Source organism: Stappia sp. TSB10GB4 (assembly GCF_900185745.1).
Taxonomy (GTDB): Bacteria; Pseudomonadota; Alphaproteobacteria; order Rhizobiales; family Stappiaceae; genus Stappia.
Window position 1 is genome coordinate 226,034 of the sequence record NZ_FYAV01000054.1, and the last position, 25,600, is coordinate 251,633.

Here is a 25,600-nt window from a genome sequence, read left to right on the forward strand (position 1 = left end):
ATGCGCGGCGCGTGGCCTGATCGCTACTCCTTTTCGCCGGCTTGCGGGAGTGTTGAAAAAGCCGCAAAGCAAACTTAATCTGTTTGCAAATATGATTTTGCGAATTTGCAAACTTCACCCGGCGCGCAGGGATCTCATCCTGAAGAGCCCGTCGACAAGAGCCTGCCATGAAGAAGCTGTTCCTCGGCCGCCAGATCCGCAGCCTGCGCGAGAAGGCCCAGTTGACGCAACGGGATTTTGCCGAGCGCCTCGGCCTGTCGACCAGCTATGTCAACCAGCTCGAGAACAACCAGCGCCCCGTCTCCGCGCCCGTCCTGCTCACCCTGTCCGAGCGCTTCGGGCTCGATCTCGCCTCGCTCTCGGTCGATGACGACGACCGGCTGATCGCCGCCCTGCAGGAGGTCTTCGCCGATCCGGTGCTGGCGGGCGCCGCGCCCGGCCTGCAGGAGGTCAAGATGGTCAGCCAGAACGCGCCGGACTTCGCCCATGCGCTCGTGCGCCTGCATCAGGCCTATCGCCAGATGGGCGAGCAGCTTGCGCAGTTCGACGACCGGCTCGCCCGCGACGAGGGGCTGGCCCGCCCGACCCCTTACGAGGAAGTGCGCGACTTCTTCCATTTCGAGAACAACTATATCCACGAGCTCGACCTTGCGGCGGAGGACCTGGCGACGCGGCTGTCGCCGTCGGGCCGGATCTTCGCCCGCGATCTCGCGCAATATCTGGAGGAGCGGCACGGCATCGCCGTCGAGCGCCGCCGTGCGGGCACGGGAGGAGGCACGGGGGGCGGCTCGGGGGGCAGTTCGGGGGAGGGCACCATCCGCCGCTTCGACCGGGAGCAGCGCCGGCTCTATCTCAACGAGGCGCTGCCCGAGGCCACCATCGTCTTCCAGCTCGCCCACCAGATCGCGCTGCTGGAGGCCGGCGACATCGTCGAGGCGGTGCTGGCCCGCGCCCGGCTCCAGACCCCGGACGCGGTGCAGGTCGCGCGCATCGGCCTTGCCAATGCCTATGCCGGCGGGCTGGTGTTGCCCTATCGCGCCTTCCTGGCGGCGGCACAGGAGACCCGCCACGACCTCGATCTCATCGCCGACCGGTTCGGCGCCAGTCTGGAGCAGGTGGCGCATCGCCTCTCCACGATGCAGCGGCCGCGGTTGAAGGGCATTCCCTTCTTCTTCGCCCGGGTCGACCGGGCCGGCAACATCACCAAGCGCCACTCGGCAACCAAGCTGCAATTCGCCCGCTTCGGCGCCGCCTGTCCCTTGTGGAACGTGCACCGCGCCTTCGAAAGCCACGGGGCGATCATCCGCCAGCTCGCCGAGACGCCGGACGGCTCGCGCTACATCTCGCTCGCCGCCCATGTGGTGAAGAAGTCCGGCGGCTACAGCGGCCCGGTGCTGCACTATGCCATCGCGCTGGGCGCGGAGATCGCCCATGCCCGCGACATCGTCTATTGCGACGATCTCGACCTCACCCGCGAGGCGGCGTTCGAGCCCATCGGCGTCTCCTGCCGCATCTGCGAGCGGCTGACCTGCCCGCAGCGCTCGGTGCCGCCGCTCAATCGGGCGATCTCCATCGACAGCGACGACCGCCGGCTGGTGCCTTACGCGATCCGCTGACGCTGTGCCCCGGCGAGGTGCGCGGAATTCGTTTCATGCTGAAATTATCTCAGCATAAATCATTGTATTGAATGATGGAAATATATCCTGTTGACTGGAACGTAAACGTCATGCAGGGTTTTCTGCGGAGGAGGCCATGCAGCCCTATTACACCATCACCCAGTTGACGCAGGAATTCGGCGTGACCACACGCACCTTGCGCTTCTACGAGGCCGAGGGCTTCCTCAAGCCGACGCGGCGCGGGCGCCAGCGGCTCTACAAGCCCGGCGACCGGACGCGGCTGAAGCTGATCCTGCGCGGCAAGCGGCTCGGTTTCACCCTCGCGGAGATCCGCGACATCATCACCATGTACGACAAGTCGCCCGGCGAGGCGGGGCAGTTGCAGCTTCTGCTGCAGCGCATCGAGGCGCGGCGGGCCGAGCTGATGGCCAAGCGCCACGACATCGACCTGACGCTGGCCGAGCTCGACGAGGTGGAGCAGGGAGCCCGTACCCGGCTCGGCGAACTCGGGCCGATGAGCGATCTGTTTTCCGCCGCCGCCGCCGGCCGGCGCGCCGAAAAATGACAAGACGCCGCGCAGGCGGCCGTTCCGCGCCACAGGCGGGTTTATTCGGGAGGGAGTGAGAATGCAGGCAGCAGAGACGGTGCGGCGGTTCGAGCCGCGCGATCCCGACTGGCGGCGCCGGGTCGAGGCGAGTTTTGTCCGCCAGGCCTTCATGACGGCGACGCTCGGCGCCAGCATCGACCGGCTGGAGCCGGGCGAGGTCGACCTTGCCGTCGCCTTCGCCGATGGCCTGGTGCAGCAGCATGGCTATTTCCATGCCGGTGTCACCACCACGCTCGCCGACACCGCCGCCGGCTACGCCGCCCTCTCGCTCTATCCGAAGGGCTTCGGCGTGCTGACGACCGAGTTCAAGGTGAACCTGCTCAATCCGGGCCGGGGCCGGCGTCTCGTGGCGCGCGGGCGGGTGATCAAGCCGGGGCGCACGCTCACCGTCACCGCCTCCGACGTCTATGGTCAGACGCCGGGCGAGGCGGACATTCACGTCGCCACGGGGCTTTTCACGATGATCGCGCTGGAGGGACTGGATGACTGACGCGCAAGTGCCGGCGGAGGCCCTGGTCATCCGCCGCCTGATGCCTGCCGACCGCGCCGCCTGGGAGCCGCTCTGGCAGGCCTATCTCACCTTCTACAAGCAGGAGCTTCCCGCGGACATCACCGATGCGGTCTTCGCGCGGATTTCCGGCGATGGCGCCCATGACGGGCTGGTTGCCGAGCGCGGCGGGCGGATGATCGGCTTCGTGCACCATGTGGTGCAGGAGACGACCTGGTCGATCGCCCCGACCTGCTACCTGGAAGACCTCTATGTCGACGAGACGGTGCGCGGTGGCGGCGTCGGCCGGGCGCTGATCGAGGGCGTCTATGTGGCCGCCCGCCGGCTCGGCTGCCGCTCGGTCTACTGGCAGACCCATGACGACAATGCCCGCGCCCGCCGGCTCTACGACCAGGTCGCGGTGCTCAGCCCCTTCGTGCGCTACGACCACGTGTTTTCGCAGGACTGAGGCGCCGCGCGCCGCCTGCCCAATTCCGGAGACGAACCGATGATCCGCAACGACTTCCCCTCCTTCAACTTCAACCTCGGCGACACCGCCGACATGCTGCGCGACAGTGTCCGCTCCTTCTCGCAGGACACCATCGCCCCGCTCGCCGACCGCATCGACCGCGAGGACTGGTTCCCGCGCGAGGAGCTGTGGCCGGCGATGGGCGAGCTCGGCCTGCACGGCATCACGGTGGAGGAGGAGTGGGGCGGCTCGGGCCTCGGCTATCTCGAGCACTGCATCGCCATGGAGGAGGTCAGCCGCGCCTCCGCCTCCATCGGCCTGTCCTACGGCGCCCATTCCAATCTCTGCGTCAACCAGCTCCGCCGCTGGGGCACCAGGGAGCAGAAGACGCGTTATCTCGCCAAGCTGGTCAGCGGCGAGCATCTCGGCGCGCTGGCGATGTCCGAGCCGGGCGCCGGCTCCGACGTCGTGTCGATGAAACTGCGCGCCGACAAGCGCGGCGACCGCTACATCCTCAACGGCACCAAGATGTGGATCACCAACGGTCCGGATGCCGACACGCTGATCGTCTATGCCAAGACCGATCCCTCCGCCGGGCCGAAGGGCATCACCGCCTTCCTCATCGAGAAGGAGTTCAAGGGCTTCTCCGTCGCCCAGAAGCTCGACAAGCTCGGTATGCGCGGCTCGCTCACCGGCGAGCTGGTGTTCGAGGACTGCGAGGTGCCGGAGGAGAACGTGCTCGGCGAGGTCGGCAAGGGCGTCAACGTGCTGATGTCCGGCCTCGACTACGAGCGCGCGGTGCTGGCGGCCGGCTGCATCGGCATCATGCAGGCGGCGATGGACGTGGTCATTCCCTATATCCACGAGCGCCGGCAGTTCGACCAGCCGATCGGCACCTTCCAGCTCGTCCAGGGCAAGATCGCCGACATGTATGTCTCGATGAACGCCAGCCGCGCCTATGTCTATGCGGTGGCGCAGTCCTGCGACCGCGGCGAGACCACGCGCGAGGATGCGGCCGGCGCGATCCTTTATGCTGCCGAGAACGCCACGAAAATGGCCCTCGACGCGATCCAGTTGCTCGGCGGCAACGGCTATATCAACGAATATCCCACGGGCCGGCTGCTGCGCGATGCCAAGCTCTACGAGATCGGCGCCGGCACCTCGGAAATCCGCCGCATGCTGATCGGCCGGGAGATCTTCAACAAGACCACGTGAGCGGGGCGCGCACCCGCCCCACGCTCCCTTTTGCGTCCTCCCGGACGGCGCGCAGCGCCGATCCGGGACCGGCGAGCCGAGGCCTTTGGGGCTCGCTCCCGGACGTCCCCACGAAAGCTCGTGCCTCTCCGATCCCGGATCGTCGGCCTTGCGGCCTCGTCCGGGAAGACGCGAGGGGAGGGCGGGGCGACAACCCCCTACTCAGGGTGCCAATGGTTCGCGGCTCTGCGCTGCGCTTGGCCGGGACGACATTCGTGCGGGAGGCACGGCCTCTCATACCCTCGGTCGTCACACCATCCACAGGTCGTCACACCGGGCGCGCGCTAGCGCGACCCGGTGCCCATTGGCTGCCAGAGCAGCGGCGAGGACGCGCTGGCCGAGCCCCACTCTCCGGCTGTCGTCCCGGTTTCGGCGAAGCCGAAGACCGGGAACCAGTAACCACAGGTCGCCCGGCTCGGGCTTTGGCGCTACCATGCTGGAGTTCCGCCGTCGCCCCACCGCCAGCCCCGGCGGATACTGGATACCCGCCTTCGCGGGTATGACAGCAGTGGAGTGGAACGAACGCCGTTCCGCCTCACGGTTGCCTCCGCCCCGCTACCCCACCCCACCCCGCCCCGACGATTCCGCCTGACGGGCCGACGCAGGGCCGCTATAACCGGCGGATCGACGGAAAACGGACGGATCGTCATGACCACGGGCCGCGATGCGCTGGACCGCAAGCTGATCGCCTTGCTGCAGATGAATGCCCGCATGCCGACGGCCGATATCGCCCGCCGGCTCGGCGTCGCCCGCTCCACCGTGCATGAGCGCATCGCCCGGCTGGAGCGCACCGGGGCGATCGCCGGCTATACGGCGGTGCTGACCCGCCCCGAGACCGGCAATGTGGTGCGCGCCCTCGTCATGCTGGCGGTGGAGCAGCAGCAGATGCGCGAGACGATCCGCCGGCTCGCCACCTTCCCGGAGATCCGCGCCTGCCAGACCATCGCCGGCGAGTTCGACATCTTCCTGGTGGTCGAGGCGCCGCAACTGGAGGATCTCGACGAGGCGCTGGACGAGATCGCCGTCGTCCCCGGCGTGCGCCGTTCGCAATCCTCCATCGTGCTCGCCTCGAAATTCGACCGCAGCCCGGCGATCATGCCGGCAACGACATAGTCCCCCGCCGGGGTGATCACCGCCTCAGCGCGCCTCGCCCAGCCCGTCGCGGCGCATTTCGGCGGCAGCGACGCAGAGCGCCATGGCAAGGCACAGCGTGCCGGACAGCGAGCGGAAGGCGCCGAGATCGGCTTCCGCCACCTCCACCACCACCTTGGCCGACTGGATCAGCGGCGAGAACGGCGAATCCGTCAGCGCCAGCACCGGCACGCCGCGCGCGGCCGCCGCATTGGCGACATCCACCGTCAGCGAGGCGTAAGGGGTGAAGCTCACCGCCACCAGCAGGTCCTGCGGGCCGGCGGCGGAGGCCTGTTCGGGGCCGAGCGAGGCGAGATTGTCGACCAGCACCGCCGCCATGCCGAGCTTCGACAGCGCATAGGCCATATAGGCGGAGACCGGGAAGGCACGGCGCTGGGCAACGAGATAGATCACCCGGGCGCCCGCCATGGCGCGGGCCGCCTCCTCCATCGTCTCGGGCGCGAGCGAGTTGCGCATGCGCAGCAAGGAGGCGACGGCGGTGTCGACGAAATCGCCGAACAGCGCATGGGCGCCGTGGCTGTCGCCGCTGCGCCGCCGCAGCACTTCCAGCCGCTCGTCATAGTCCGGCCAGCGCTCGCGCAGCCTTGCGCGGAACACGTCCTGCAACTCGGAAAAGCCCTGATAGCCGAGCGACTGGGCAAAGCGCACCAGGGTCGAAGGCTGCACGCCGGCCTGCTCGGCGATCACCGCCACCGTGCCGAACGTCACATCGTCCGGCCGGTCGACCGCAAAGGCGGCGACCTGGGCAAGGCGCTTGGGCATCGCCGGTTTTCTCTCGATCAGCAGCGTCCGCAAGCCGTCATAGTCGCGCGGCGGGGCATCCTCCGCCGTGCCGGTCTGCCTGTCGCTCATCGGCCGTCTCTCCTCGTTGACCGGACACCGTGTTTCCCGCTCCAAGGCGGCCGGATCGGCGCGCGCGCCGACGCAAAGGGTGGCGCACAGGGCGGCGCGGCGGTTTTCAGCTTGACACCGCCGAACCAAAAATGGAATAAAAATTCCATATGATGTGTTTTGGAATGCATCATTCCGATTTTTCCGGAGGCCCGCGCGGGAGGCGCCGACCACCGGGAAACGCCTCGGGCGGCACCGGCCAAGGGCCGGCGGACCGGGGCAACGGACGACAGGATCCCCGCGCAGGGGACTATGGGAGGAAGGCACATGAAACGTTTCGTCGCTCGTCTGCTGACGGCTGCCGCCGTTGTCGGTCTGGTCGCCGGCGCCGGCACCTCGCCGGCAAAGGCCGAGGATATCAACATTATCGTGGTTAGCCACGGCCAGGCGTCCGATCCGTTCTGGTCGGTGGTGAAGAACGGCGTCGCCAAGGCCGGCGAGGATCTCGGCGTTTCCGTGGATTACCGCGCGCCCGAGACCTTCGACATGGTGGCGATGGGCCAGCTCATCGACGCCGCCGTCAACCAGGAGCCGCACGGGTTGATCGTTTCGATCCCCGATGCCGACGCGCTCGGCGATTCGATCCGCAAGGCGGTCGCCGCCGGCATTCCGGTGATCTCGATGAACTCCGGCTCGGACGTCTCCGCCTCGCTGGGTGCCGCGCTCCATGTCGGCCAGGAAGAATATGACGCGGGCAGGAAGGCCGGCGAAGCGCTCGCCGAAATGGGCGGCAAGAAGGGGCTCTGCGTCAATCACGAGGTCGGCAACGTCTCGCTCGACCAGCGCTGCCAGGGCTTCGCCGACGGCTTCGGCGGCTCGGTCTCCGTGCTGCCGACCACCAACGACCCGGCCGAGATCCTCGCCAAGGTGAAGGCGGCGCTCGCCTCCGACGGCGACATCGACACGGTCATGGCGCTGGGCGCGGCGCTCGCCGGCGAGCCGAGCCTGCGGGCGGTGAAGGACAGCGGCATGCTGGAGCAGGTCAAGGTCGCGACCTTCGACATGTCGGCGAACTTCCTGCAGGCGATCGCAGATGGCGAGGCCGCCTTCGCCATCGACCAGCAGCAGTTCCTGCAGGGCTACCTGCCGGTGGTGTTCCTCGCCAACCATGCCCGCTACGGCCTGATGCCGGGCGGCAACGTGCCCTCGGGCCCGAACCTGATCACCAAGGACAAGGCTGGGCAGGTGGTGGACCTGTCGGCCAAGGGCATCCGCTGACGCGCGCCGGCGGGGCGGGGCCGCATGGCCGCGCCCTGCCGGGCCGTTCCAGCCTGCCGTTTCAGGCTGCCGCGCCTGATTGCCAGTCGCGGCGGCCGGTCTCCGGCATCTGAAGGACAGGGTCGATGAGTGAAGGACAGGCGGCCGCCTCTCCGCCCGAGGGCGTGGACGAGCGGCTGAGGAAGACGGGTCTTGCGACGAAACTGCTGCGCCGGCCGGAGCTCGGCGCGCTGGCCGGGCTGGTGCTGGTCACGCTGTTCTTCGTCACGGTGGCCAATCCGGCGATGTTCTCGCTCGCCGGCATCATGAATTTCATGGCGCCCGCCGCCCAGCTCGGCATTCTCGCCATCGGCGCGGCGCTGCTGATGGTCGGCGGCGAGTTCGACCTGTCGGTCGGCTCGATGGTCGCCTTCGCCGGGCTCGCCTTCGGCACCGTGCTGGTGGTGTGGGACATGCCGCTGATCGTCGCCATCGCCGCGACGCTCGCCTTCGCCGCCGGCATCGGCGCGGTCAACGGCCAGATCGTGCTGCGCACCGGCCTGCCATCCTTCATCGTCACCCTGGCCTTCCTGTTCATCCTGCGGGGCCTCACCCTGGTCGGGCTGAAATGGGCGACCGGCGGCTCGACCCAGTTGCGCGGCGTCAAGGAGGCGGCGGGCGAGGGCTGGATCCTCGAACTGTTCTCGGGCGATGCCTTCGAGGGGCTGTTCGCCTGGCTGGCCGCCAACGGCCATATTGAGACCTTCCGCAACGGCGCGCCCAAGGTCACCGGCGTGCCGGTGGAGATCCTGTGGTTCGTCGCCATCGCCCTCATCGCCACCTGGGTGCTGCTGCGCACCCGCTTCGGCAACTGGATCTTCGCCGCCGGGGGCGATGCCAACGCGGCGCGCAATTCCGGCGTGCCGGTGACCCGGGTCAAGACCATCCTGTTCATGGTCACCGCCATGTGCGCGGCGCTGGTCGCCATCCTCACCGTGCTCGATGCCGGCTCCACCGACGCGCGGCGCGGCTTCCAGAAGGAGTTCGAGGCGATCATCGCGGCGGTGATCGGCGGCTGCCTGCTGACTGGCGGCTACGGCTCGGCCATCGGCGCCTTCTTCGGCGCCATCATCTTCGGCATGGTGCTGATCGGGCTGACCTACACCACCATCGACCAGGACTGGTACCTGGTCTTCCTCGGCGGCATGCTGCTGATCGCCGTGCTGTTCAACAATTTCATCCGCAAGCGGGCGACGGGGGAGCGCTGACCATGGCCGCGACAGCTCTGGCACATTCGGATCCCGCCCGCACCGACCCTGCGCCGTCCGTTCCGCTGATCGAGGTGCGCGACCTCGTCAAGCATTTCGGCTCGGTCATCGCGCTTGGCGGTGTCTCGATGAAGGTGCATGCCGGCGAGGTGCTATGCCTGCTCGGCGACAACGGCGCCGGCAAGTCGACCCTGATCAAGACCCTGTCGGGCGTGCACCGGCCGACGGCGGGGTCCTTCCTCGTCGGCGGCGAGGAGGTCACTTTTGCCAGCCCGCGCGACGCGCTCGATGCCGGCATCGCCACCGTCTACCAGGACCTGGCGATGATCCCGCTGATGTCGATCACCCGCAATTTCTTCATGGGCCGCGAGCCGCTCAAGGGTGTCTGGCCGCTCCGCCACATGGACATGGTCCATGCCGACGCGGTGACGCGCGAGGAGATGCGGCGCATCGGCATCGACGTGCGCGATCCGCAGCAGGCGGTCGGCACCCTGTCGGGCGGCGAGCGGCAATGCGTGGCGATCGCCCGGGCGGTCTATTTCGGCGCCAGGGTGCTGATCCTCGACGAGCCGACCTCGGCGCTTGGCGTCGCCCAGACCTCGATGGTGCTGAAATACATCGGCCAGGTGCGGGCCAAGGGGCTTGGGGTGATCTTCATCACCCACAATGTCCGCCATGCCTATGCGGTCGGCGACCGCTTCACCGTGCTCAACCGGGGGCGGACGCTCGGCACCCACAGCAAGGGCGGCATCACCATCGACGAATTGCAGAACCTGATGGCCGGCGGCAAGGAGTTGCAGGACCTCGGCGCGGAGCTCGGCGGCACGGTCTGACCATTGGCCGGCCTCGACCGCGTTGGGAAAAGGGGCCGGAAGGGGAGGGAGGGGGCGAGGGGGATCGCCGCCGCGCCTTTCCGTCCTCCAGCGCTTTGTGGCCTCTCGCTCACATCACCGGCAGGACGCGCGGCGAGACTGCCGGCTCGGGCGTTGCCGAGGCGGTCTCGAAGGCGAGGATCGCGCCGGCAAGGTCTTCCAGCGCCGCGCCCACCGACTTGAACAGGGTGATGTCCTCGGCCTCGCGCAGCACCGGGTGGGTGCCGCGGACGAGGTCGAAGAGATCGGCCTCGATGCCGTCCTCGGCCAGCGCGCCGGAGGCGAGCGCCTGGACGATGTCGCCGGCTTCCGTTGTTGCGCCCTCGCGGGTGTCGACGAAGACGCGGGCCCGCGCCATCGCCTCGTCGTCGCTTTCGCGCATGGTCGGCTTGAAGGCGCCGACCAGATCGACATGGCTGCCCGGCTTCAGCCAGGCGCCGCGCACCAGCGGCGCCTCCGACAGGGTGGCGCAACTGACGATGTCGGCCGCGCGCACCGCCGCTTCGAGATCGCCGGCGGCCTGCGTCAGGATGTCGAGTTCGCCGGAAATGTCCTCGGCGACCGCCTGTGCCTTTTCGATGTCGCGTCCCCAGACGGAGATGCGCGAGATCGGCCGCACCGAGGCATGGGCGGCGGCGAGGTTGCGCGACAGGCGGCCGGTGCCGACCACCACCAGATGGCGGGCGTCGGCGCGCGCCAGGTAGTCGGCCGCCAGGGCGGAGGCCGCCGCCGTGCGCCGGGCGGTCAACTCGCCGCCGTCGATCAGCGCCACCATCTCGCCGGTGCGCGCGTCGTTCAGCAGGTAGCTCGCCATCACCGCCGGCAGGCCGCGCGCGCCGTTGCCCGGCACCACGGTCGCCAGTTTGGTGCCGAGATAGCGCCCCGGCACCCAGGCCGGCATCAACAGCAGCGTGCCGTCCGTCTCGCCCGGCACCGCGAAGTCGTGGTGATGGCGCACCGGGCTTTCGCAGCCATCGCGGAACATCGCCCGCAGCGCCTCGATCAGCGGCCGCCAGTCGAGCGCCGCGCGGGTGGCATCCTGGTCGAGTTGCAGCATGGGAGCCTCCATAGGGACCGGATAAGGGGAGCGGTACGAACCGGCCGGCGACCGGCGACCGGCGGGAAGGACGATGCCCGCCGCAAACGGCGACAGCAAGACGCGAAAGGGCGTCCTGCCGAAAAACTCCCCGACAAGCTGCGCTGCCGCCACAGGGTTGCCCGTCCTGCCTTGCGGAAGCTGCCGTGCCGGCCGGGAACATGCTGGCCGGGAACATGCTGGACGGGAACATGCTGGCCGGGAACATGCTGGCAGGCCGGCGGTTTCGCTTGCGGGCATCGGCGCGGGGCAGATCCTGGCATGGAGGGATGTGAGATGGCAAACCGGTTGGTATGGGGAATTCTCGGCGGTCTCGTCGCAGGCCTGGCCATCGGCTATCTGGGCGGAAACACCGGCACGGGGGTCGCGCTCGGCATCGCGGCGGGCGCGGTGGCGGCCGGGGCCTGGCACTATGTCGCCACACGGGCCTGATCGGCATCGGCGGGCTGCCGCCATGCGAGCGCCGAGGCGATCGTGAGGCAGAAGGCGGCTGCGTAGGATCGGCACCCTTTCGCCTCACGCCCGGCTCGGCCTCTCCCGGCATCCTCCCGCGCTCCGCCCTCGCGCTGCGTCCTCCCGGACGAAGCACCATTCGCGCGCAGCCCCTCCTTCGCCCTCCCGGACGGCGCGTCCCCCACGCGCAGGCCCCTCCCTGCGTCATCCCGCACGCAGCGCAGCGGAGATGCGGGACCGGAGAGGCACAGCGCTTGCGGCCCCTTGCCGGAACGCTTCGGCAATCGCCCTCGGCTCGCCGGTCCCGGATCTTCGGCCTCGTCCGGGAAGACGAAAGGAGAGGAAGGCGGAAAGCTGCTGCTTTCGCACACCCACCCGCCCCGGCTGCGGCTGCTTTTCTACGCCCACGCGCTCCGGCGGATACTGGACGCCCGCCTGCGCGGGCGTGACAGCCGAGAGGGAGGTGAGCGCCTTCCGTCTCACGCCCGCTGAGGGTGCCAATGGTTCCCGGATCTTCGGCCTTCGGCCTCGTCCGGGACGACATCCTGAGTGAGAGGCGCGGCCTAGCGCTCCTCCGCTGCTCCGCGTGGGCGCTTGGGGAGGGTGCGCGCTTTCCTCCCCCTCGGTCGTCACACCGGGCAAGCGCAGCGCGACCCGGTGCCCATTGGCTGCCAGAGCGGCGGCGATGATACGCCCACGCGAACCCACACACAGAGTGTCATCCCGGTTTCGGCACAGCCGAAGACCGGGATCAAGTAACCCCAGGTCGTGCGGGTCGAGCCGTGACGTTGCCGCGAACGAGGCTCCCCGGTCCCGGATCTTCGACCTTCGGCCTCGTCCGGAATGACGAAAGGAGAGAAAGGCGGAAAGCTGCTGCCTTCGCGCCACCATCCGCCCCGGCGGATACTGGACGCCCGCCTTCGCGGACGTGACAGCCGAGAGGGAGGTGAACGCCTTCCGTCTCACGCCTGCCGAGGGTGCCAATGGTTCCCGGATCTTCGGCCTGCGGCCTCGTCCGGGAAGACATCCTGAGTGAGAGGGGCGCGGCCTTGCCCCATCCACAGGTCGTCACACCGGGCAAGCGCAGCGCGACCCGGTGCCCATTGGCTGCCAGAGCGGCGGCGATGATACGCCCACGCGAACCCACACACAGAGTGTCATCCCGGTTTCGGCACAGCCGAAGACCGGGATCAAGTAACCCCAGGTCGTGCGGGTCGAGCCGTGACGTTGCCGCGAACGAGGCTCGCAGCGGCCGGAACTGCTGCTTTCGCACACCCACCCGCCCGGCTGCTGCTGCTTTTCTACGCCCACGCGCTCCGGCGGATACTGGACGCCCGCCTTCGCGGGCGTGACAGCCGAGAGGGGGGCGAGCGCCTTTCGCCTCACACCCGCTGAGGGTGCCAATGGCTCCCGGCTCTCCGGCTTCGCCTGCGGCCGGGATGACCTCGGTGGGAGGGGCGTCGCCTAGCGCTCATCGGCCTTCGCAGGTATGACAGCCGGGGAGGTGACGATGCCCTCCCGCCTCATGCCGTAGTGTGGCCGCGCGCCTCTCCCGTGTCGCCCCACGCGCCATCGCCGCGCGTCCTCCCGAACGCGCTCGAATCGCCCTGCGGCCTAGAACGGGATTTCGTCGTCCATGTCCGGGCCGCCGCCGAAGCCGCCGCCCGACCCGCCCGACCCACCACCCGAGCCGCCGCCGTAACCGCCACCGGAGCCGCCGCCGTAACCGCCGCCTGAGCCGCCGCCAGACCCTCCACCGTAGCCACCGCCGGAGCCGCCCTCATAGCCCCCGCCGCCGCCTTCGACAAAGCGGCCGCCACCGCCGCCGCCGCCTTCGCCGCGGCCGTCGAGCATGGTCAGCGTCGAGTTGAAGCCCTGCAGCACGACTTCCGTGGAATAGCGATCCTGGCCCGACTGGTCCTGCCACTTGCGGGTCTGCAACTGGCCCTCGATATAGACCTTGGCGCCCTTGCGCAGATAGTTCTCCGCGACCTTGGCCAGGCCCTCGTTGAAGATCACCACGCGGTGCCACTCGGTGCGCTCCTTGCGCTCGCCCGAGCTGCGGTCGCGCCAGGTCTCCGAGGTGGCGATGCGCAAGTTGACCACCGGGCGCCCGTCCTGCATCCGGCGGACCTCAGGATCGGCTCCCAGATTGCCCACCAGGATCACCTTGTTGACGCTTCCCGACATTGTCGTCTCCTTGCCTGCCGGACGTTGCCGGCCTGTCCTCAAGCCGGCGCGTCGCGGCCGGGCTTGCTGCTTTACTGTCGCCCGCCCGCGCGTGGCGGCCGGGCTTGCTGCTTCGATGTGGTCCGCCCGTGCGGACCTGCTGAAGTCCTGCGGCTCGCCGAGGGCGCGCGGACGCGCCCGGGAAGCCTTGCGATCATCCCGTGGACCTTAGCCCCGGCCGGGACGCCGGCGAAAGGCCCGCCGGCCGCCAAGCCGCGTTTTGGCCGCCCTGTCGCGGCTTATCCACAATGGGGCCGGGACGGCGAAGGAAGCATCGGGCTGCCCCTTGCCCGCAGCGCCCGGCCGCACCACATGCCGGCAGTCTTGCGCGACAGTATATGTTCCTGATATGTTCACGCAATCGGATTCGCAACGGCGCGCGTAGAAAGGTCTGCCCCAGTTGAGCCGGGAGTTGCTTGAGCCGGGAGTTGCGGCTTGCCGGCTTCCGGCTGGTTGCGGCGCCGGCCGGGCCGGATCGGACCTGACCGGATCGGGCGGGGCGGACCGGCAACGGGAATCGACGGCACCCGGCGTATATCGTAGAAGGGCGTTGCCGCCATCGGGCGGAGCGGCCCTGCCGTGCCGACCATGTCGTGCCCGGCCTGTCGTGCCCGCCCTGTCGTGCCGACCATGCCGTGCCCGGCCCTGTTCTGCTCCGGCTGCCCCAGGCTGCCGTTCCATCCCGGCGGCGCCGGGTAACGTTCAATCTGCCTTCGCGCCGCGCCCTCCCGCGCGGCCCGGAAGCCCGCAAAAGGCCGCAGGGCCGTCCATCCAGGGACCGCACGCATGTCCAAGCCGCGTTCGACCACCATGCCGCCCGCCTCCCTCGCCGACCGGCGGGTGATCAGCGTGCGCGGCGCGCGCGAGCACAATCTCAAGAACATCGATCTCGACCTGCCGCGCGACGCGCTGATCGTGATGACCGGCCTGTCCGGCTCCGGCAAGTCGTCACTCGCCTTCGACACGATCTATGCCGAGGGCCAGCGCCGCTATGTCGAGAGCCTGTCGGCCTATGCCCGCCAGTTCCTGGAGATGATGCAGAAGCCGGATGTCGACCAGATCGACGGCCTGTCGCCGGCGATCTCCATCGAGCAGAAGACGACCTCGCGCAATCCGCGTTCGACCGTCGGCACGGTGACGGAGATCTACGACTACCTGCGCCTCTTGTTCGCGCGCATCGGCGTGCCCTATTCGCCGGCCACCGGCCTGCCGATCGAGAGCCAGACGGTCAGCCAGATGGTCGACCGGGTGCTGGCGCTGGAGGAGGGCACCCGGCTCTACCTGCTCGCCCCGATCGTGCGCGGGCGCAAGGGCGAGTACCGCAAGGAACTCGCCGAGCTGATGAAGAAGGGCTTCCAGCGCGTCAAGATCGACGGCACCTTCCATGAGATCGCCGAGGCGCCCGCCCTCGACAAGAAGCTGAAGCACGACATCGACGTGGTCGTCGACCGCATCGTCGTGCGGCCGGACATCGCCGGCCGGCTGGCGGATTCGCTGGAGACCGCGCTGTCGCTGGCCGACGGCATCGCCATCGCCGAATTCGCCGACAGGGCGCTGCCCGCGCCGGCCGACGGCGCCGTGCTGCAGAACCGCAACGAGACCCACGAGCGCCTGGTGTTCTCGGAAAAATTCGCCTGTCCGGTCTCCGGCTTCACGATTTCCGAGATCGAGCCGCGGCTGTTCTCCTTCAACAACCCGTTCGGCGCCTGCCCGACCTGCGACGGGCTCGGCACCACGCTCGCCTTCGAGCCGGAGCTGGTGGTGCCCGACCACACGCTCACCTTGCGCGAGGGCGCGGTGCTGCCCTGGGCCAAGACCGGCTCGACCTCGCCCTATTACGCCCAGACGCTGGAGGCGATCTGCCGCCATTTCGGCGCCTCGATGGCGACCCCCTGGGCCGACCTGCCGGAGCCGGTGCGTGAGACGATCCTCAACGGGTCGGGCAGGGAGAAGATCGAGTTCGTCTATGACGACGGCGTGCGCAGCTACCGCACCGCCAAGACCTTCGAGGGCGTCATCGGCAATATCGAGCGGCGCTGGCGCGAGACCGACAGCGAGTGGGTGCGCGAGGAGCTGTCGCGCTACCAGTCCGACCGTCCGTGCCCGGCCTGCAACGGCTACCGGCTGAAGCCCGAGGCGCTGTCGGTGAAGATCGCCACCCGTCATATCGGCGAGATCTCGCAGCTTTCCATCCGCGATGCCGCCGCCTGGTTCGCCGAGTTGCCGGAAAAGCTCACCGACAAGCAGTCGGAGATCGCCCTGCGCATCCTCAAGGAGATCCGCGAGCGGCTGCGGTTTCTCAACGATGTCGGCCTCGACTATCTGGCGCTGTCGCGCAACTCCGGTACCCTGTCGGGCGGCGAGAGCCAGCGCATCCGCCTTGCCTCGCAGATCGGCTCGGGGCTGACGGGCGTGCTCTATGTGCTCGACGAGCCGTCCATCGGCCTGCACCAGCGCGACAATGCCCGCCTGCTCGACACGCTCAAGCACCTGCGCGACCTCGGCAACACGGTGATCGTGGTCGAGCACGACGAGGATGCGGTGCTGACCGCCGACCATGTGGTCGATATCGGTCCCGGCGCCGGCATCCATGGCGGCGAGGTGGTGGCGGAAGGCACGCCGGCGGAGATCCTTGCCAATCCGAAGTCGCTGACCGGCCAGTACCTGTCCGGCGCCATGGCGATCCCGATGCCGGCCGAGCGGCGCAAGCCGAAAAAGCATCGCCGCATCCATGTGGCCGGCGCACGCGGCAACAATCTGAAGAACGTCTCGGCGGACATTCCGCTCGGCACCTTCACCTGCATCACCGGCGTCTCCGGCGGCGGCAAGTCGACCTTCCTCATCGACACGCTGTACAAGGCGGCGGCGCGGCGGCTGAACGGCGCGCGCGAGACCCCGGCCCCGCACGACCATATCGACGGGCTGGAGCAGCTCGACAAGGTGATCGACATCGACCAGTCGCCGATCGGGCGCACGCCGCGCTCGAACCCGGCGACCTATACCGGCGCTTTTACGCCGATCCGCGAATGGTTCGCCGGCCTCCCCGAGGCGAAGACGCGCGGCTACCAGCCGGGGCGCTTCTCCTTCAATGTCAAGGGCGGGCGCTGCGAGGCCTGCCAGGGCGACGGCGTCATCAAGATCGAGATGCACTTCCTGCCCGATGTCTATGTCACCTGCGACGTCTGCAAGGGCAAGCGCTATAACCGCGAGACGCTGGAGGTGGAGTTCAAGGGCAAGTCGATCGCCGACGTGCTCGACATGACGGTGGAGGAGGGCGCGCGCTTCTTCGCCGCCGTGCCGGCGGTGCGCGACAAGCTGGAGACGCTGGCCCGCGTCGGTCTCGGCTATATCAAGGTCGGCCAGCAGGCGACGACCCTGTCCGGCGGCGAAGCGCAGCGCGTCAAGCTGGCCAAGGAACTGTCGAAGCGGGCGACCGGCCGCACGCTCTACATCCTCGACGAGCCGACCACCGGCCTGCATTTCCACGATGTCGCCAAGCTGCTGGAAGTGCTGCACGAACTGGTCGACCAGGGCAACACGGTGCTGGTCATCGAGCACAATCTGGAGGTGATCAAGACCGCCGACTGGGTGATCGATCTCGGGCCGGAAGGGGGCGATGGCGGCGGCACCATCGTCGCGGCCGGCACGCCGGAGGAGATCGCCGAGGTGCCGGCGAGCCATACCGGCCACTTCCTGCGCGAGGTGCTGGAACGCCGCCCGGCCCGCGGCATGACCGCGGCGGAGTAGCTGCGGGAAGAGCGACCGGCGGTGCCGCCGGAACGCCGGTGTCGGCTAGCTTCGCTCCTACCCTCCCGCGTCATCCCGAGAAAGTGACCCGACCTCGCATCCTCTCAGCCGTCACCCCGGCCGCGCGCAGCGCAGAGCCGGGGCCTATTGGCTGCCAGAGTGGTCGAGAGGACGCGCCCACCCCGCCCCGCGTCATCCCGCACGAAGCGCAGCGAAGATGCGGGATCGGAGAGCCGAGAGCCTCACGAAGGCACTCCCGAACGAACCCGCAACCGCCGTGCCTCCCCGGTCCCGGATCTTCGGCCTTCGGCCTCGTCCGGGAAGACGCGGGGAGAGGCATGTGCGACAAATATCCGCCGAGGGTGCCAATGGTTCCCGGCTCTCCGGCTTCGCCTGCGGCCGGGATGACGGTCTGAGGGGGAGGCAGCGATGTGGGTCTCTGGTCCGGCCGGGACGGCATCCGAGTGAGAGGCGCTGCCTCACATCCCCTCTGCCGTCACACCGGGCAAGGCGCAGCCGCGCCCCGGTGCCCATTGGCTACCAGAGTGGCGGCGAGGACACGCCCGCACGAGCCCTAGCTCTCGGCTGTCGTCCCGGTCTCGGTGAAGCCGAAGGCCGGGACCCAGTAACCACGATCGATCGCGACTGACGCCTCGGCGCAACCGCCGGACGGCCGGAATCTGCTGCCCGTGCTCGTCCCTCTCCCCGCGTCCTCCCGGACGCAATCCTCTCCGTCGTCCTCCCGGACGGCGCGCTAGCGCCGAGCCGGGACCGGAGAGCCAGAAGCCTATCACATGCGCTTGGGTCGCCCCTCGAGCTTCCTGCCTCTCGGGGCGCGCCGCGCCTGGCCGGAATGAATGCCGGAATGAATGCCGGAATGAATGATGGGGTGGACGGCCCTTCTCAACGGCATCGAAGTGCCAAAACGGGGTCGTTGAAACAACGCCACCAACAAGAGGAGCCGTCCGCCGTGGATATTAGCACCATTGGCTTCGATCTGGTCAAGCAGGTTTCTCCGGGTCACGGCGCCGACGCGGCCGGAACGACGTCCTGAGTGAGAGGGGCACCGCCTCACATCCCCTCAGAGGTCACCCCGGCCGCGCGCCAGCGCAGAGCCGGGGGCTATTGGTTGCCAGAGCAGCCGAAACGGCACACCGCCCTCGCGTTTCGTCCTCCCGGACGGCGCTCAGCGCCGAGCCGGGATCGGAGAGCCGAGAGCCTATCGGGCAGGCTCCCGACCGACATCACAACCGCCGTGCCTCCCCGGTCCCGGATCTTCGGCCTTCGGCCTCGTCCGGGAAGACGAAAGGAGAGGTCCAAGCGCATGAGCCTCGTCCTCGCACCTCCCACCCCACACCTGCCGAGGTTGCCAATGGGGCGCGGCCGGGGGCTATTCATTCCCAGAGCGGCAGCGATGACGCTGAAACCTCTCCCGGCGTCATCCCGCACGAAGCGCAGCGAAGATGCGGGATCGGAGAGCCGAGAGCCTATCGGGCAGGCTCCCGACCGACACCACAACCGCCGTGCCTCCCCGGTCCCGGATCTTCGGCCTTCGGCCTCGTCCGGGAAGACGAAAGGAGAGGTCCGAGCGCATGAGCCTCGTCCTCGCACCTCCCGCCCCACATCTGCCGAGGTTGCCAATGGGGCGCGGCCGGGGGCTATTCATTCCCAGAGCGGCAGCGATGATGCCGAAACCCCTCCTCTCGTCTTCCCGGACGGCGCGCAGCGCCGAGCCGGGACCGGCGAGCCGAGAGCCTATCGGGCAGGCTCCCGACCGACACCACAACCGCCGTGGCTCCCCGGTCCCGGATCTTCGGCCTTCGGCCTCGTCCGGGAAGACGCCAAGGAGGGGCCTCGTCCGGGAAGACGCCAAGGAGGGGGCGCGGCCGGGAAAACGCTAAAGAGAGGCCTCGTCCGGGAAGATGCGGGAGAGGCCGCGGCGAACTCCCCCAAGGATAAGTCCATGAGGTCGGCGGCGAGCAGGGGGGCTGAAACCGCCTCGGTCTTCCCGCTCCGAAAGATAAATCGATTTTTACGATGATAATTACAAAAACAATCAGTTTGTGCGAATGAAAGCGTCCTGCCATCCTGCACCGGCATCGCAGGAGGCAAGGCATGAATTTCGCCGGAAGCGGAAAATATGAGACAAAATTCGCGGCACGCGTCGCGAATTGGGGTCATGCTTTGCCCGGTCTTGCCTTGTGCGTCCTTCTCGCCCTTGCCGGCGAGGGGCTGCGGCGGCTTCCCGGCCTTGACCTGTTCGGGCCGATGGCGCTGGCGATGGCGCTGGGGCTGGGGCTGCGCGCGGTGCTGCCGCTGCCGGCGCTGGTCGTGCCGGGGGTGCGCCTTGCCGCCGGGCCGCTGCTGCGCGCCGCCGTCGTGCTGCTCGGCCTGCAATTGACGATCGCCGACCTGCTGTCGCTGGGCCTGGCCGGGCTTGCCGTCACCGTCACCGCGCTTCTCGCCACCTTCGCGCTGACCTTGTGGCTCGGCCGCCGGCTCGGCGTCGCGCCGGAGCTCGCCCGGCTGATCGCCGCCGGCACCTCGATCTGCGGCGCCTCGGCGGTGGCCGCCGCCCGCACGGTGACCGGGGCGAGCGCGGGCGATGCTGCCTATGCGGTCGCCTGCGTCACCCTGTTCGGCACGCTCGCCATGGTCCTGATGCCGCTGCTGCCGCCGCTCGCCGGGCTGGATGCGGCCGGCTACGGCCTCCTTGTCGGCGCCTCGGTGCATGAGGTGGCGCAGGTGGCCGGCGCCGGCTTCCGCCATTCGGCGCAGGCGGGCGAGGCGGCGATGGTCGCCAAGCTGTCGCGGGTGCTGCTGCTGGCGCCGATGGTGCTGGGGCTTGCCGCCTGGCTGCGGCGCGGTGGCGCCAGCAAGGTCGCGCGGGACGGGGCCGCCCGCCTGCCGCTGCCGTGGTTCGTGTTCGGTTTTCTCGCCATGGTGCTGGTCGCAAGCAGCACCGAACTGCCCGAGGCCATGCGCGCCGGGGCCGGCATGGCGACGACCTTCCTGATGACGATGGCGCTGGCCGGGCTCGGCCTCGGCACCGATCTGCGCGAGATCGCTGCCCGCGGCCCCCGTCCGCTGCTGCTGGCCGCTCTCGCTGCCCTGTTCATCGCCGCGCTTGCCCTGCTAATGGTGAAGGTCCTGATGTGACGGCGGGCGGGGCGCGATGACGCTGGAACAGTTGCGGATCTTCGTGGCGGTGGCCGAGCGCGAGCATGTCACGCGCGCGGCGCAGGCGCTCCATCTCACCCAGTCGACGATCAGCGCGGCGATCGCCGCGCTGGAGGCGCGCCACGATGTGCGCCTGTTCGACCGGGTCGGCCGGGGCGTCCGCCTGACCGAGGCCGGCCGGGTGTTCCTGGTCGAGGCGCGCGCCGTGCTCGCCCGCGCCGAGGCCGCCGGCGAGGTGCTGGCCGAGCTTGCCGGCCTGCGCCGGGGAACCCTGCGGATCGCCGCCAGCCAGACGGTCGGCGCCTATTGGCTGCCGGCGCGGCTGACGGCGTTTCGCGCCGCCCATCCGCGCCTTGCCGTCACCCTCGCCATCGGCAACAGCGAGCAGGTCGCCGCCTGGATCGGCGGCGGCGAGGCGGATCTGGGCATGGTCGAGGGGCCGGTGGCCGACGTCGACCTGGCGCCGGTCGAGGTCGGGCAGGACCGCATGGTGCTGGTGCTGCCGCCCGGCCATCCGCTCGCCCGTGGCGGCCCCCTCGATGCCGCCGCGCTGCAGGCGCTGACCTTCGTTGCCCGCGAGGCGGGATCGGGCACCGGCGTGATGCTGGAGCGGCTGGCGGCAAGCTTCGGCCTGTCGCTTGCCGATCTCGACATCTCGATGGAACTGCCCTCGAACGAGGCGCTGCGCAGCGCGGTCGAGGCCGGGGCGGGGGCGGCCGTGCTCTCCGCGCTGGTGGCGGACGGGGCGGTGCGCTCGGGCCAGCTCGCGGCGCTGGAGCTCGGCCTGCCGCCGCGTCCCTTCTTCGTGCTGCGCCACCGCGCCCGGCATCTTGCGCCCGCCGCCCGCGCCTTTCTCGGTGCCCTCGGCGTGGCCGCCGACGCGGCGTGAGGGGCGGGGCGGTCCAACGGCCTTTCCTGGAATTGTCCATGCGTGTCAGGATGATGGCCGAATCGCCCAAGGGACCCGCCACGCCATGTCCATCACCTGCGACTGCCTGATCATCGGCGGCGGCATTGCCGGCATCGGCCTTGCCGCACATCTGGGCGCCGAGCGCTCAACCGTGGTGCTGGAGATGGAAGACGCGCCCGGCCGCCATGCCACCGGCCGCTCGGCGGCGATCTTCATCCGCAACTACGGCAATGCCACCTTGCGGGCGCTGAACGACGCGTCGGTCGAGGTGCTCGGTGGCGGCGGCGCTTTCGCGGAGACCGGCTTCCTCGCCCCGCGCGGCGAGCTGGTCGTCGCCCGGCCGGAGGAGATGGAGCGCTTCGCCGCCTATCTGCAGGGCGCCGAGGGGCTGGAGCAGATCTCCGTCGCCGAGGCGATGCAGCGCTTCCCGATTCTCTCCGGCGATCATGTGGCGGCGGCCTATGAGGCAGGTGCCGCGGATATCGACGTCGACCGGCTGCTGCAGGCCTATCTGCGCGCCGCCCGCCATGCCGGCAGCCGGCTGGTGACCTCGGCGCGCGTCTCCGCGATTTCCCGCAAGGGCGATGTCTGGCGGGTCGAGGCGGGCGGCGAGACCTATGAGGCGCAGGTCGTGGTCAATGCTGCCGGCGCCTGGGCGGATACGGTCGCCGGCCTTGCCGGCCTGCCGCCGCTCGGCATCCAGCCCTATCGGCGCTCGGCGGCGATCCTGCCGGCTCCGGCGGGCCTGGATGTCTCGGCCTGGCCGGCGGTGGTCAGCGCCTCGGAGGCCTGGTACGCCAAGCCCGAGGCCGGCAAGCTGCTGGTCTCGCCGGCCGACGAGGATCCGCTGCCGCCGCAGGATGCCTGGCCGGACGACATGGTGCTGGCCGAGGGGCTCGACCGGTTCGAGAAGGCGACGACGGTCGCGGTGACGCGGGTCGAGCGGAGCTGGGCGGGCCTCAGGTCCTTCGCGCCCGACCGCACGCCGGTCGCCGGGTTTTCGGGCGCGGCGGAGGGCTTCGTCTGGCTCGCCGGGCAGGGCGGCTACGGCATCCAGACCTCGCCGGCGCTGTCGCGGCTCGCCGCCGACCTGATCCTCGAGCGGGTGCCAGTGCTGGCCCCCGCCGTCGTCGCCGCGCTGGCGCCCGGCCGGCTCGGCGGCTGAGCGGCCTAAAGCCCCTGCAGCAGGTCGCGCAGCATGTGGGTGATCAGGTCGATGCGGCCGAGCGCCTCGCGCAGCTCGTCCTGGTCGCGGTGGCTCAGCGCGTCGAGCCGCACCCGGTTGGTCGGCGGCACGCCCGCCTCCAGATCGGCGATCTGCTGGGTTAGGATCAGCCGCATCAGGAAGCCGTGAATATCGGCGAGCAGCTCCGCGTCGGGTTGCGAGCGGCCGGCCTTCTCCGCCGCCTGGCGCAGGCGCTGCGGCGTCGACAGCGAGACGACGCCATGGCGCAGGGCGATGGCGCGGGCGCCGGCGACGATCGGCAGCAGGCCGCCGGTCTTGAGGTCGACCCGACCGGTGTCGTCCTTCTTGATGCGGCCGAACAGGCCGAGCGGCGCGGCATGGCTGCCGGCGGTGTCGCCGAGCGCCCGCAGCATGGAGAGCGAGCCGCGGGCGATCTCGCTCGTCTCCCGCCGCAGCCGGTCGGCGAGCCGGCTGCCGCCGCTGCCCGATACATGCGCGGGCGTGAAATCGTAGAAGATGTCGACGCTGAGCAGCGCCTGCGGCGAGGGATGCCCGGCCCAGTCGCGCGCCTGCGCCAGCCATTCGCCGAGGCGCCGCCGCCACGGGCGGTTCTTCGCCATCACCCCGCCCTTGCAATAGGGGATGCCGGCGCGGTCGAGGATCTCGTTGATGCGGGCGGCGAAGCGGGTGAACCAGTCCTCGGCATCGTCGAGATTGCCGGCATAGTCGTCGGCGATCACCAGCGCATTGTCCTGGTCGGGGGCGAGCAGGCTCTCGCCGCGCCCGCCCGAGCCGAGCACCAGCAGCGCATAGTCGGCCGGCGCCGGGCCGTGGCCGGCGGCGACCAGCTCCGCTTCGGCGAGTTCCGCCGCGCGCGAGGTCATCGCGCGGGCCTCGGCGGCGATGATCGCGGCCACCTGCCGTGCGTCCTGGCCGTCGGCCAGCAGCCCGGCGGCGAGCGAGGGCAGGGCGGCCTGGACGCGGGCAAGGTCGCGCGGCCTTCCGGCGGCGGCGATCTCGTCGCCGACGGTGAGCGTCGCCAGCGCCCGCTTGCGCAGCAAGGTGCGCAGGGTGAAGACGCCGGCGAGCCGGCCGCCGGCGTCGGTGACGCCGATATAGCGCAGGTTGCGCCGGGCCATCAGGCCGAGCGCACGGTAGAGGAACGTGTCCTCCGGCGCGCTGATCACCGGCGAGGACATCAGCCGGGCGACCGGTTCGTCGCTGGCGCCGGCGCCCTCGCGGGCGAGCGCATGCAGCACGTCGCGCTCGGTCAGGATGCCGGGCTCGTCCTCCTCGCCGGCCGGATCGACGATCAGGCAGCCGATCCGGCGTTCGGCCATCAGTTGCGCGGCCTCGTGCAGGCTCGCGCCCTGGGCGATGGAGATCGGCGGGCTGCTCATCACGTCGCCGAGCCGGTGGCGGTAGAGAAAGCTGTCGATGGCGCGCTGGCTGCCGCCGCGCAGCACCGCGCGGGAGAAGTCCGGACGGTCGGAGGGGCGGTCGAACCAGCCGGCCTCCTCCTGGCGGGCGATCAGGCCGGCCGGCTTGCGCGACAGGTTCTCCGCCTCGGCCAGCGTGCGCACCTCCTTGGCCAGCAGCGCCGGGATCAGGGCGGCATAGACCCGCGCCGTCGTCAGCGCGTCGCCATAGGCGGTGTGCCGGCCCTCCACCGGAACGCCGAGGCCGAGCGCCAGGCTGTCGAGCGAGGTGTCGATCATCGCCCGGTCGAGGCCGGCGGCCAGCAGCGCGATGTCGAGCGAGCGCGGCTCGCGCCAGGCGATGCCGTGGCGGTCGGCCTCGTGCCGCAGCACGGCGAGGTCGAAATGGATCGAATGGCCGACGACGACCGAATCGCCGATGAAGGCGAGCAATTCCGGCCCGGCCTCGGCGAATGTCGCCTGGCCCTCGACGTCCCTGTCGCCGAGGCCGTGGATGCGGCGGGCGACTTCCGGGATCGCCATGCCCGGGTCGACCAGCTTGCGGAAGCTCTGTTCCGGGTGCAGCTCCACCCCTTCCATGCGCACCGCGCCGATCTGCACGATGCGGTCCTTGCGGATGTCGAGCCCGGTCGTCTCGGTGTCGAGCACGACCACGTCGAGCGCGATCAGCGGCGTCGCGCCGGCTCGCTGCCCGTTGCCGTCGCGTGCCGCCGGACTCACGGAACGGCCACCATCCGGTCGCTGAGCTGGCCGGCGAAGGCGACAAGGTCGATGCGTTTGCGCAGGGTCGCCTGGTAGTCGATGAAGCGGAAGGCGACGTTGTTGACCACCATCATCTTGTCGGCCTCGCGCACCGAATCCTCGATCGGCGCGTGGTCGAGCAGGCGCAGCGCGGTGGCGATGGAGATCGCGTCCGGCTTCAAGGGCGGCTTGTCCATGTAGACCTGCAGCCGGCGGTCGAATTCCTCGATGAGGTCGGCCCAGCCCTGCTCGGCGCGGTGCGCGGGCATCTCCTCGGCGTCGAGCACGGCGCGATAGAGCTCGGCAAGGCCGCGGGCGCGCAGCTTCGGATCTTCGGGGAGATGCGGGCGCACCTCGGCCTCGATCATCAGGATCAGGTCCTGCGCCGCGACCGCGAAGGTCTCCCACTTGCAGATGGTCAGGGCGAAACCGAATCCCTCGTCCTGGAACAGGCGGGGCCCGGCCAAGAGCGTGCGGGCGCGCAGGTAGGAATAGCTCGCCCCTTGCGCGAGAAAAGCGGCGCCTCCGCGGATCGCCTCGACCGACGACGACCAGTCGGTTTTTTGCCGTTGGGGCAGAATGGACCCAATCAAATCAAGCACTTGGTGCGTCTCCCTGGTGGCCGGCCGGTTGGCTCCGGCGCCGTGATTAGTCTTTCGGATAACTTTCCTTTTCTACATTGAAGAGAATAACCTGACGGCGCAAGTGTCCCTGCATTGCAATATATCGCATGCTGCTGGTGCGAAGAAGTCGGGGAGGACCGATATTCGACTTTGTGATTATTGCAGCGGGGACGGTGGGGCTGA

Annotated in this window: 19 protein-coding genes; 14 read left to right on the forward strand and 5 right to left on the reverse strand. The window is 69.6% G+C overall.

Going from position 1 to position 25,600, the window contains the following annotated elements; all coding sequences use genetic code 11:
• Positions 1–167 precede the first annotated feature (167 nt).
• The 6 genes from TSB10GB4_RS14805 (at position 168) to TSB10GB4_RS14830 (ending at position 5,546) form a co-directional block, all read left to right on the forward strand.
• Positions 168–1,616 (forward strand): short-chain fatty acyl-CoA regulator family protein, encoded by a 1,449-nt coding sequence (locus TSB10GB4_RS14805; protein ID WP_186396323.1) that lies wholly within the window; start codon positions 168–170, stop codon positions 1,614–1,616.
• A 136-nt stretch (positions 1,617–1,752) separates the two neighbouring features.
• Positions 1,753–2,181: a MerR family DNA-binding transcriptional regulator gene (locus tag TSB10GB4_RS14810; protein ID WP_186386500.1), complete on the forward strand. Its 429-nt coding sequence runs from the start codon at positions 1,753–1,755 to the stop codon at positions 2,179–2,181.
• 61 nt (positions 2,182–2,242) lie between these two features.
• A complete protein-coding gene (locus TSB10GB4_RS14815; RefSeq protein WP_208984813.1) occupies positions 2,243–2,713 on the forward strand; it encodes a PaaI family thioesterase in 471 nt (156 codons plus the stop codon).
• A complete protein-coding gene (locus tag TSB10GB4_RS14820) occupies positions 2,706–3,179 on the forward strand; it encodes a GNAT family N-acetyltransferase (protein WP_186386501.1) in 474 nt (157 codons plus the stop codon). The genes TSB10GB4_RS14815 and TSB10GB4_RS14820 overlap by 8 nt, the downstream gene beginning before the upstream one ends.
• Positions 3,180–3,218: 39 nt before the next feature.
• Positions 3,219–4,394, forward strand: coding sequence for an isovaleryl-CoA dehydrogenase (locus TSB10GB4_RS14825; RefSeq protein WP_186396324.1), 1,176 nt, complete (start codon positions 3,219–3,221; stop codon positions 4,392–4,394).
• A gap of 687 nt (positions 4,395–5,081) precedes the next feature.
• Positions 5,082–5,546, forward strand: a complete 465-nt coding sequence (locus tag TSB10GB4_RS14830; RefSeq protein WP_186396325.1) for an Lrp/AsnC family transcriptional regulator — start codon at positions 5,082–5,084, stop codon at positions 5,544–5,546.
• A 24-nt stretch (positions 5,547–5,570) separates the two neighbouring features.
• On the opposite strand, the gene TSB10GB4_RS14835 is transcribed toward TSB10GB4_RS14830, so the two are convergent.
• The gene (locus TSB10GB4_RS14835) at positions 5,571–6,437 is read right to left on the reverse strand and encodes a MurR/RpiR family transcriptional regulator (RefSeq protein WP_186396326.1); all 867 of its coding nucleotides are present in this window, start codon (positions 6,435–6,437) and stop codon (positions 5,571–5,573) included.
• A gap of 306 nt (positions 6,438–6,743) precedes the next feature.
• Between TSB10GB4_RS14835 and TSB10GB4_RS14840 the strand changes: the two genes are divergently transcribed.
• The 3 genes from TSB10GB4_RS14840 (at position 6,744) to TSB10GB4_RS14850 (ending at position 9,774) form a co-directional block, all read left to right on the forward strand.
• Complete coding sequence (locus TSB10GB4_RS14840; protein ID WP_186396327.1) at positions 6,744–7,694, forward strand: sugar ABC transporter substrate-binding protein; 951 nt, start codon at positions 6,744–6,746, stop codon at positions 7,692–7,694.
• Between the two features lie 125 nt (positions 7,695–7,819).
• Positions 7,820–8,941, forward strand: coding sequence for an ABC transporter permease (locus TSB10GB4_RS14845; protein WP_186396328.1), 1,122 nt, complete (start codon positions 7,820–7,822; stop codon positions 8,939–8,941).
• A gap of 2 nt (positions 8,942–8,943) precedes the next feature.
• Positions 8,944–9,774: an ATP-binding cassette domain-containing protein gene (locus TSB10GB4_RS14850; protein WP_186396329.1), complete on the forward strand. Its 831-nt coding sequence runs from the start codon at positions 8,944–8,946 to the stop codon at positions 9,772–9,774.
• Positions 9,775–9,883: 109 nt separating this feature from the next.
• On the opposite strand, the gene TSB10GB4_RS14855 is transcribed toward TSB10GB4_RS14850, so the two are convergent.
• Positions 9,884–10,870, reverse strand: a complete 987-nt coding sequence (locus tag TSB10GB4_RS14855) for an ornithine cyclodeaminase family protein (protein ID WP_186396330.1) — start codon at positions 10,868–10,870, stop codon at positions 9,884–9,886.
• A gap of 315 nt (positions 10,871–11,185) precedes the next feature.
• Between TSB10GB4_RS14855 and TSB10GB4_RS14860 the strand changes: the two genes are divergently transcribed.
• Positions 11,186–11,341, forward strand: coding sequence for a hypothetical protein (locus TSB10GB4_RS14860; RefSeq protein ID WP_186386509.1), 156 nt, complete (start codon positions 11,186–11,188; stop codon positions 11,339–11,341).
• 1,635 nt (positions 11,342–12,976) lie between these two features.
• On the opposite strand, the gene TSB10GB4_RS14865 is transcribed toward TSB10GB4_RS14860, so the two are convergent.
• Positions 12,977–13,552, reverse strand: coding sequence for a single-stranded DNA-binding protein (locus tag TSB10GB4_RS14865; protein ID WP_186396331.1), 576 nt, complete (start codon positions 13,550–13,552; stop codon positions 12,977–12,979).
• Positions 13,553–14,401: 849 nt separating this feature from the next.
• On the opposite strand from TSB10GB4_RS14865, the gene uvrA reads away from it, so the two are divergent.
• The 4 genes from uvrA to TSB10GB4_RS14885 all read left to right on the forward strand — a co-directional run bounded on the left by uvrA (position 14,402) and on the right by TSB10GB4_RS14885 (position 22,593).
• Positions 14,402–17,338, forward strand: coding sequence for an excinuclease ABC subunit UvrA (uvrA, locus tag TSB10GB4_RS14870; RefSeq protein ID WP_186396357.1), 2,937 nt, complete (start codon positions 14,402–14,404; stop codon positions 17,336–17,338).
• Positions 17,339–19,537: 2,199 nt separating this feature from the next.
• Positions 19,538–20,497, forward strand: coding sequence for a YeiH family protein (locus TSB10GB4_RS14875; protein ID WP_208984815.1), 960 nt, complete (start codon positions 19,538–19,540; stop codon positions 20,495–20,497).
• 16 nt (positions 20,498–20,513) lie between these two features.
• On the forward strand, positions 20,514–21,407 hold the full coding sequence (locus tag TSB10GB4_RS14880) for a LysR family transcriptional regulator (protein WP_186396333.1): 894 nt from the start codon (positions 20,514–20,516) through the stop codon (positions 21,405–21,407).
• 85 nt (positions 21,408–21,492) lie between these two features.
• Positions 21,493–22,593, forward strand: a complete 1,101-nt coding sequence (locus TSB10GB4_RS14885) for an FAD-binding oxidoreductase (protein WP_186396334.1) — start codon at positions 21,493–21,495, stop codon at positions 22,591–22,593.
• A 5-nt stretch (positions 22,594–22,598) separates the two neighbouring features.
• Here TSB10GB4_RS14885 and TSB10GB4_RS14890 read toward each other — a convergent pair whose 3' ends face one another.
• Positions 22,599–24,773 (reverse strand): DUF294 nucleotidyltransferase-like domain-containing protein, encoded by a 2,175-nt coding sequence (locus TSB10GB4_RS14890; protein WP_186396335.1) that lies wholly within the window; start codon positions 24,771–24,773, stop codon positions 22,599–22,601.
• Positions 24,770–25,396, reverse strand: coding sequence for an esterase (locus tag TSB10GB4_RS14895; protein WP_186396336.1), 627 nt, complete (start codon positions 25,394–25,396; stop codon positions 24,770–24,772). The genes TSB10GB4_RS14890 and TSB10GB4_RS14895 overlap by 4 nt, the downstream gene beginning before the upstream one ends.
• Between the last annotated feature and the right edge of the window lie 204 nt (positions 25,397–25,600).

Bases quoted from the DNA above. Each gene is read 5' to 3' on its own strand.
- TSB10GB4_RS14805 (WP_186396323.1), top strand. From the start codon at position 168: ATGAAGAAGCTGTTCCTCGGCCGCCAGATCCGCAGCCTGCGCGAGAAG.
- TSB10GB4_RS14810 (WP_186386500.1), top strand. From the start codon at position 1,753: ATGCAGCCCTATTACACCATCACCCAGTTGACGCAGGAATTCGGCGTG.
- TSB10GB4_RS14815 (WP_208984813.1), top strand. From the start codon at position 2,243: ATGCAGGCAGCAGAGACGGTGCGGCGGTTCGAGCCGCGCGATCCCGAC.
- TSB10GB4_RS14820 (WP_186386501.1), top strand. From the start codon at position 2,706: ATGACTGACGCGCAAGTGCCGGCGGAGGCCCTGGTCATCCGCCGCCTG.
- TSB10GB4_RS14825 (WP_186396324.1), top strand. From the start codon at position 3,219: ATGATCCGCAACGACTTCCCCTCCTTCAACTTCAACCTCGGCGACACC.
- TSB10GB4_RS14830 (WP_186396325.1), top strand. From the start codon at position 5,082: ATGACCACGGGCCGCGATGCGCTGGACCGCAAGCTGATCGCCTTGCTG.
- TSB10GB4_RS14835 (WP_186396326.1), bottom strand. From the start codon at position 6,437: ATGAGCGACAGGCAGACCGGCACGGCGGAGGATGCCCCGCCGCGCGAC.
- TSB10GB4_RS14840 (WP_186396327.1), top strand. From the start codon at position 6,744: ATGAAACGTTTCGTCGCTCGTCTGCTGACGGCTGCCGCCGTTGTCGGT.
- TSB10GB4_RS14845 (WP_186396328.1), top strand. From the start codon at position 7,820: ATGAGTGAAGGACAGGCGGCCGCCTCTCCGCCCGAGGGCGTGGACGAG.
- TSB10GB4_RS14850 (WP_186396329.1), top strand. From the start codon at position 8,944: ATGGCCGCGACAGCTCTGGCACATTCGGATCCCGCCCGCACCGACCCT.
- TSB10GB4_RS14855 (WP_186396330.1), bottom strand. From the start codon at position 10,870: ATGCTGCAACTCGACCAGGATGCCACCCGCGCGGCGCTCGACTGGCGG.
- TSB10GB4_RS14860 (WP_186386509.1), top strand. From the start codon at position 11,186: ATGGCAAACCGGTTGGTATGGGGAATTCTCGGCGGTCTCGTCGCAGGC.
- TSB10GB4_RS14865 (WP_186396331.1), bottom strand. From the start codon at position 13,552: ATGTCGGGAAGCGTCAACAAGGTGATCCTGGTGGGCAATCTGGGAGCC.
- uvrA (WP_186396357.1), top strand. From the start codon at position 14,402: ATGCCGCCCGCCTCCCTCGCCGACCGGCGGGTGATCAGCGTGCGCGGC.
- TSB10GB4_RS14880 (WP_186396333.1), top strand. From the start codon at position 20,514: ATGACGCTGGAACAGTTGCGGATCTTCGTGGCGGTGGCCGAGCGCGAG.
- TSB10GB4_RS14885 (WP_186396334.1), top strand. From the start codon at position 21,493: ATGTCCATCACCTGCGACTGCCTGATCATCGGCGGCGGCATTGCCGGC.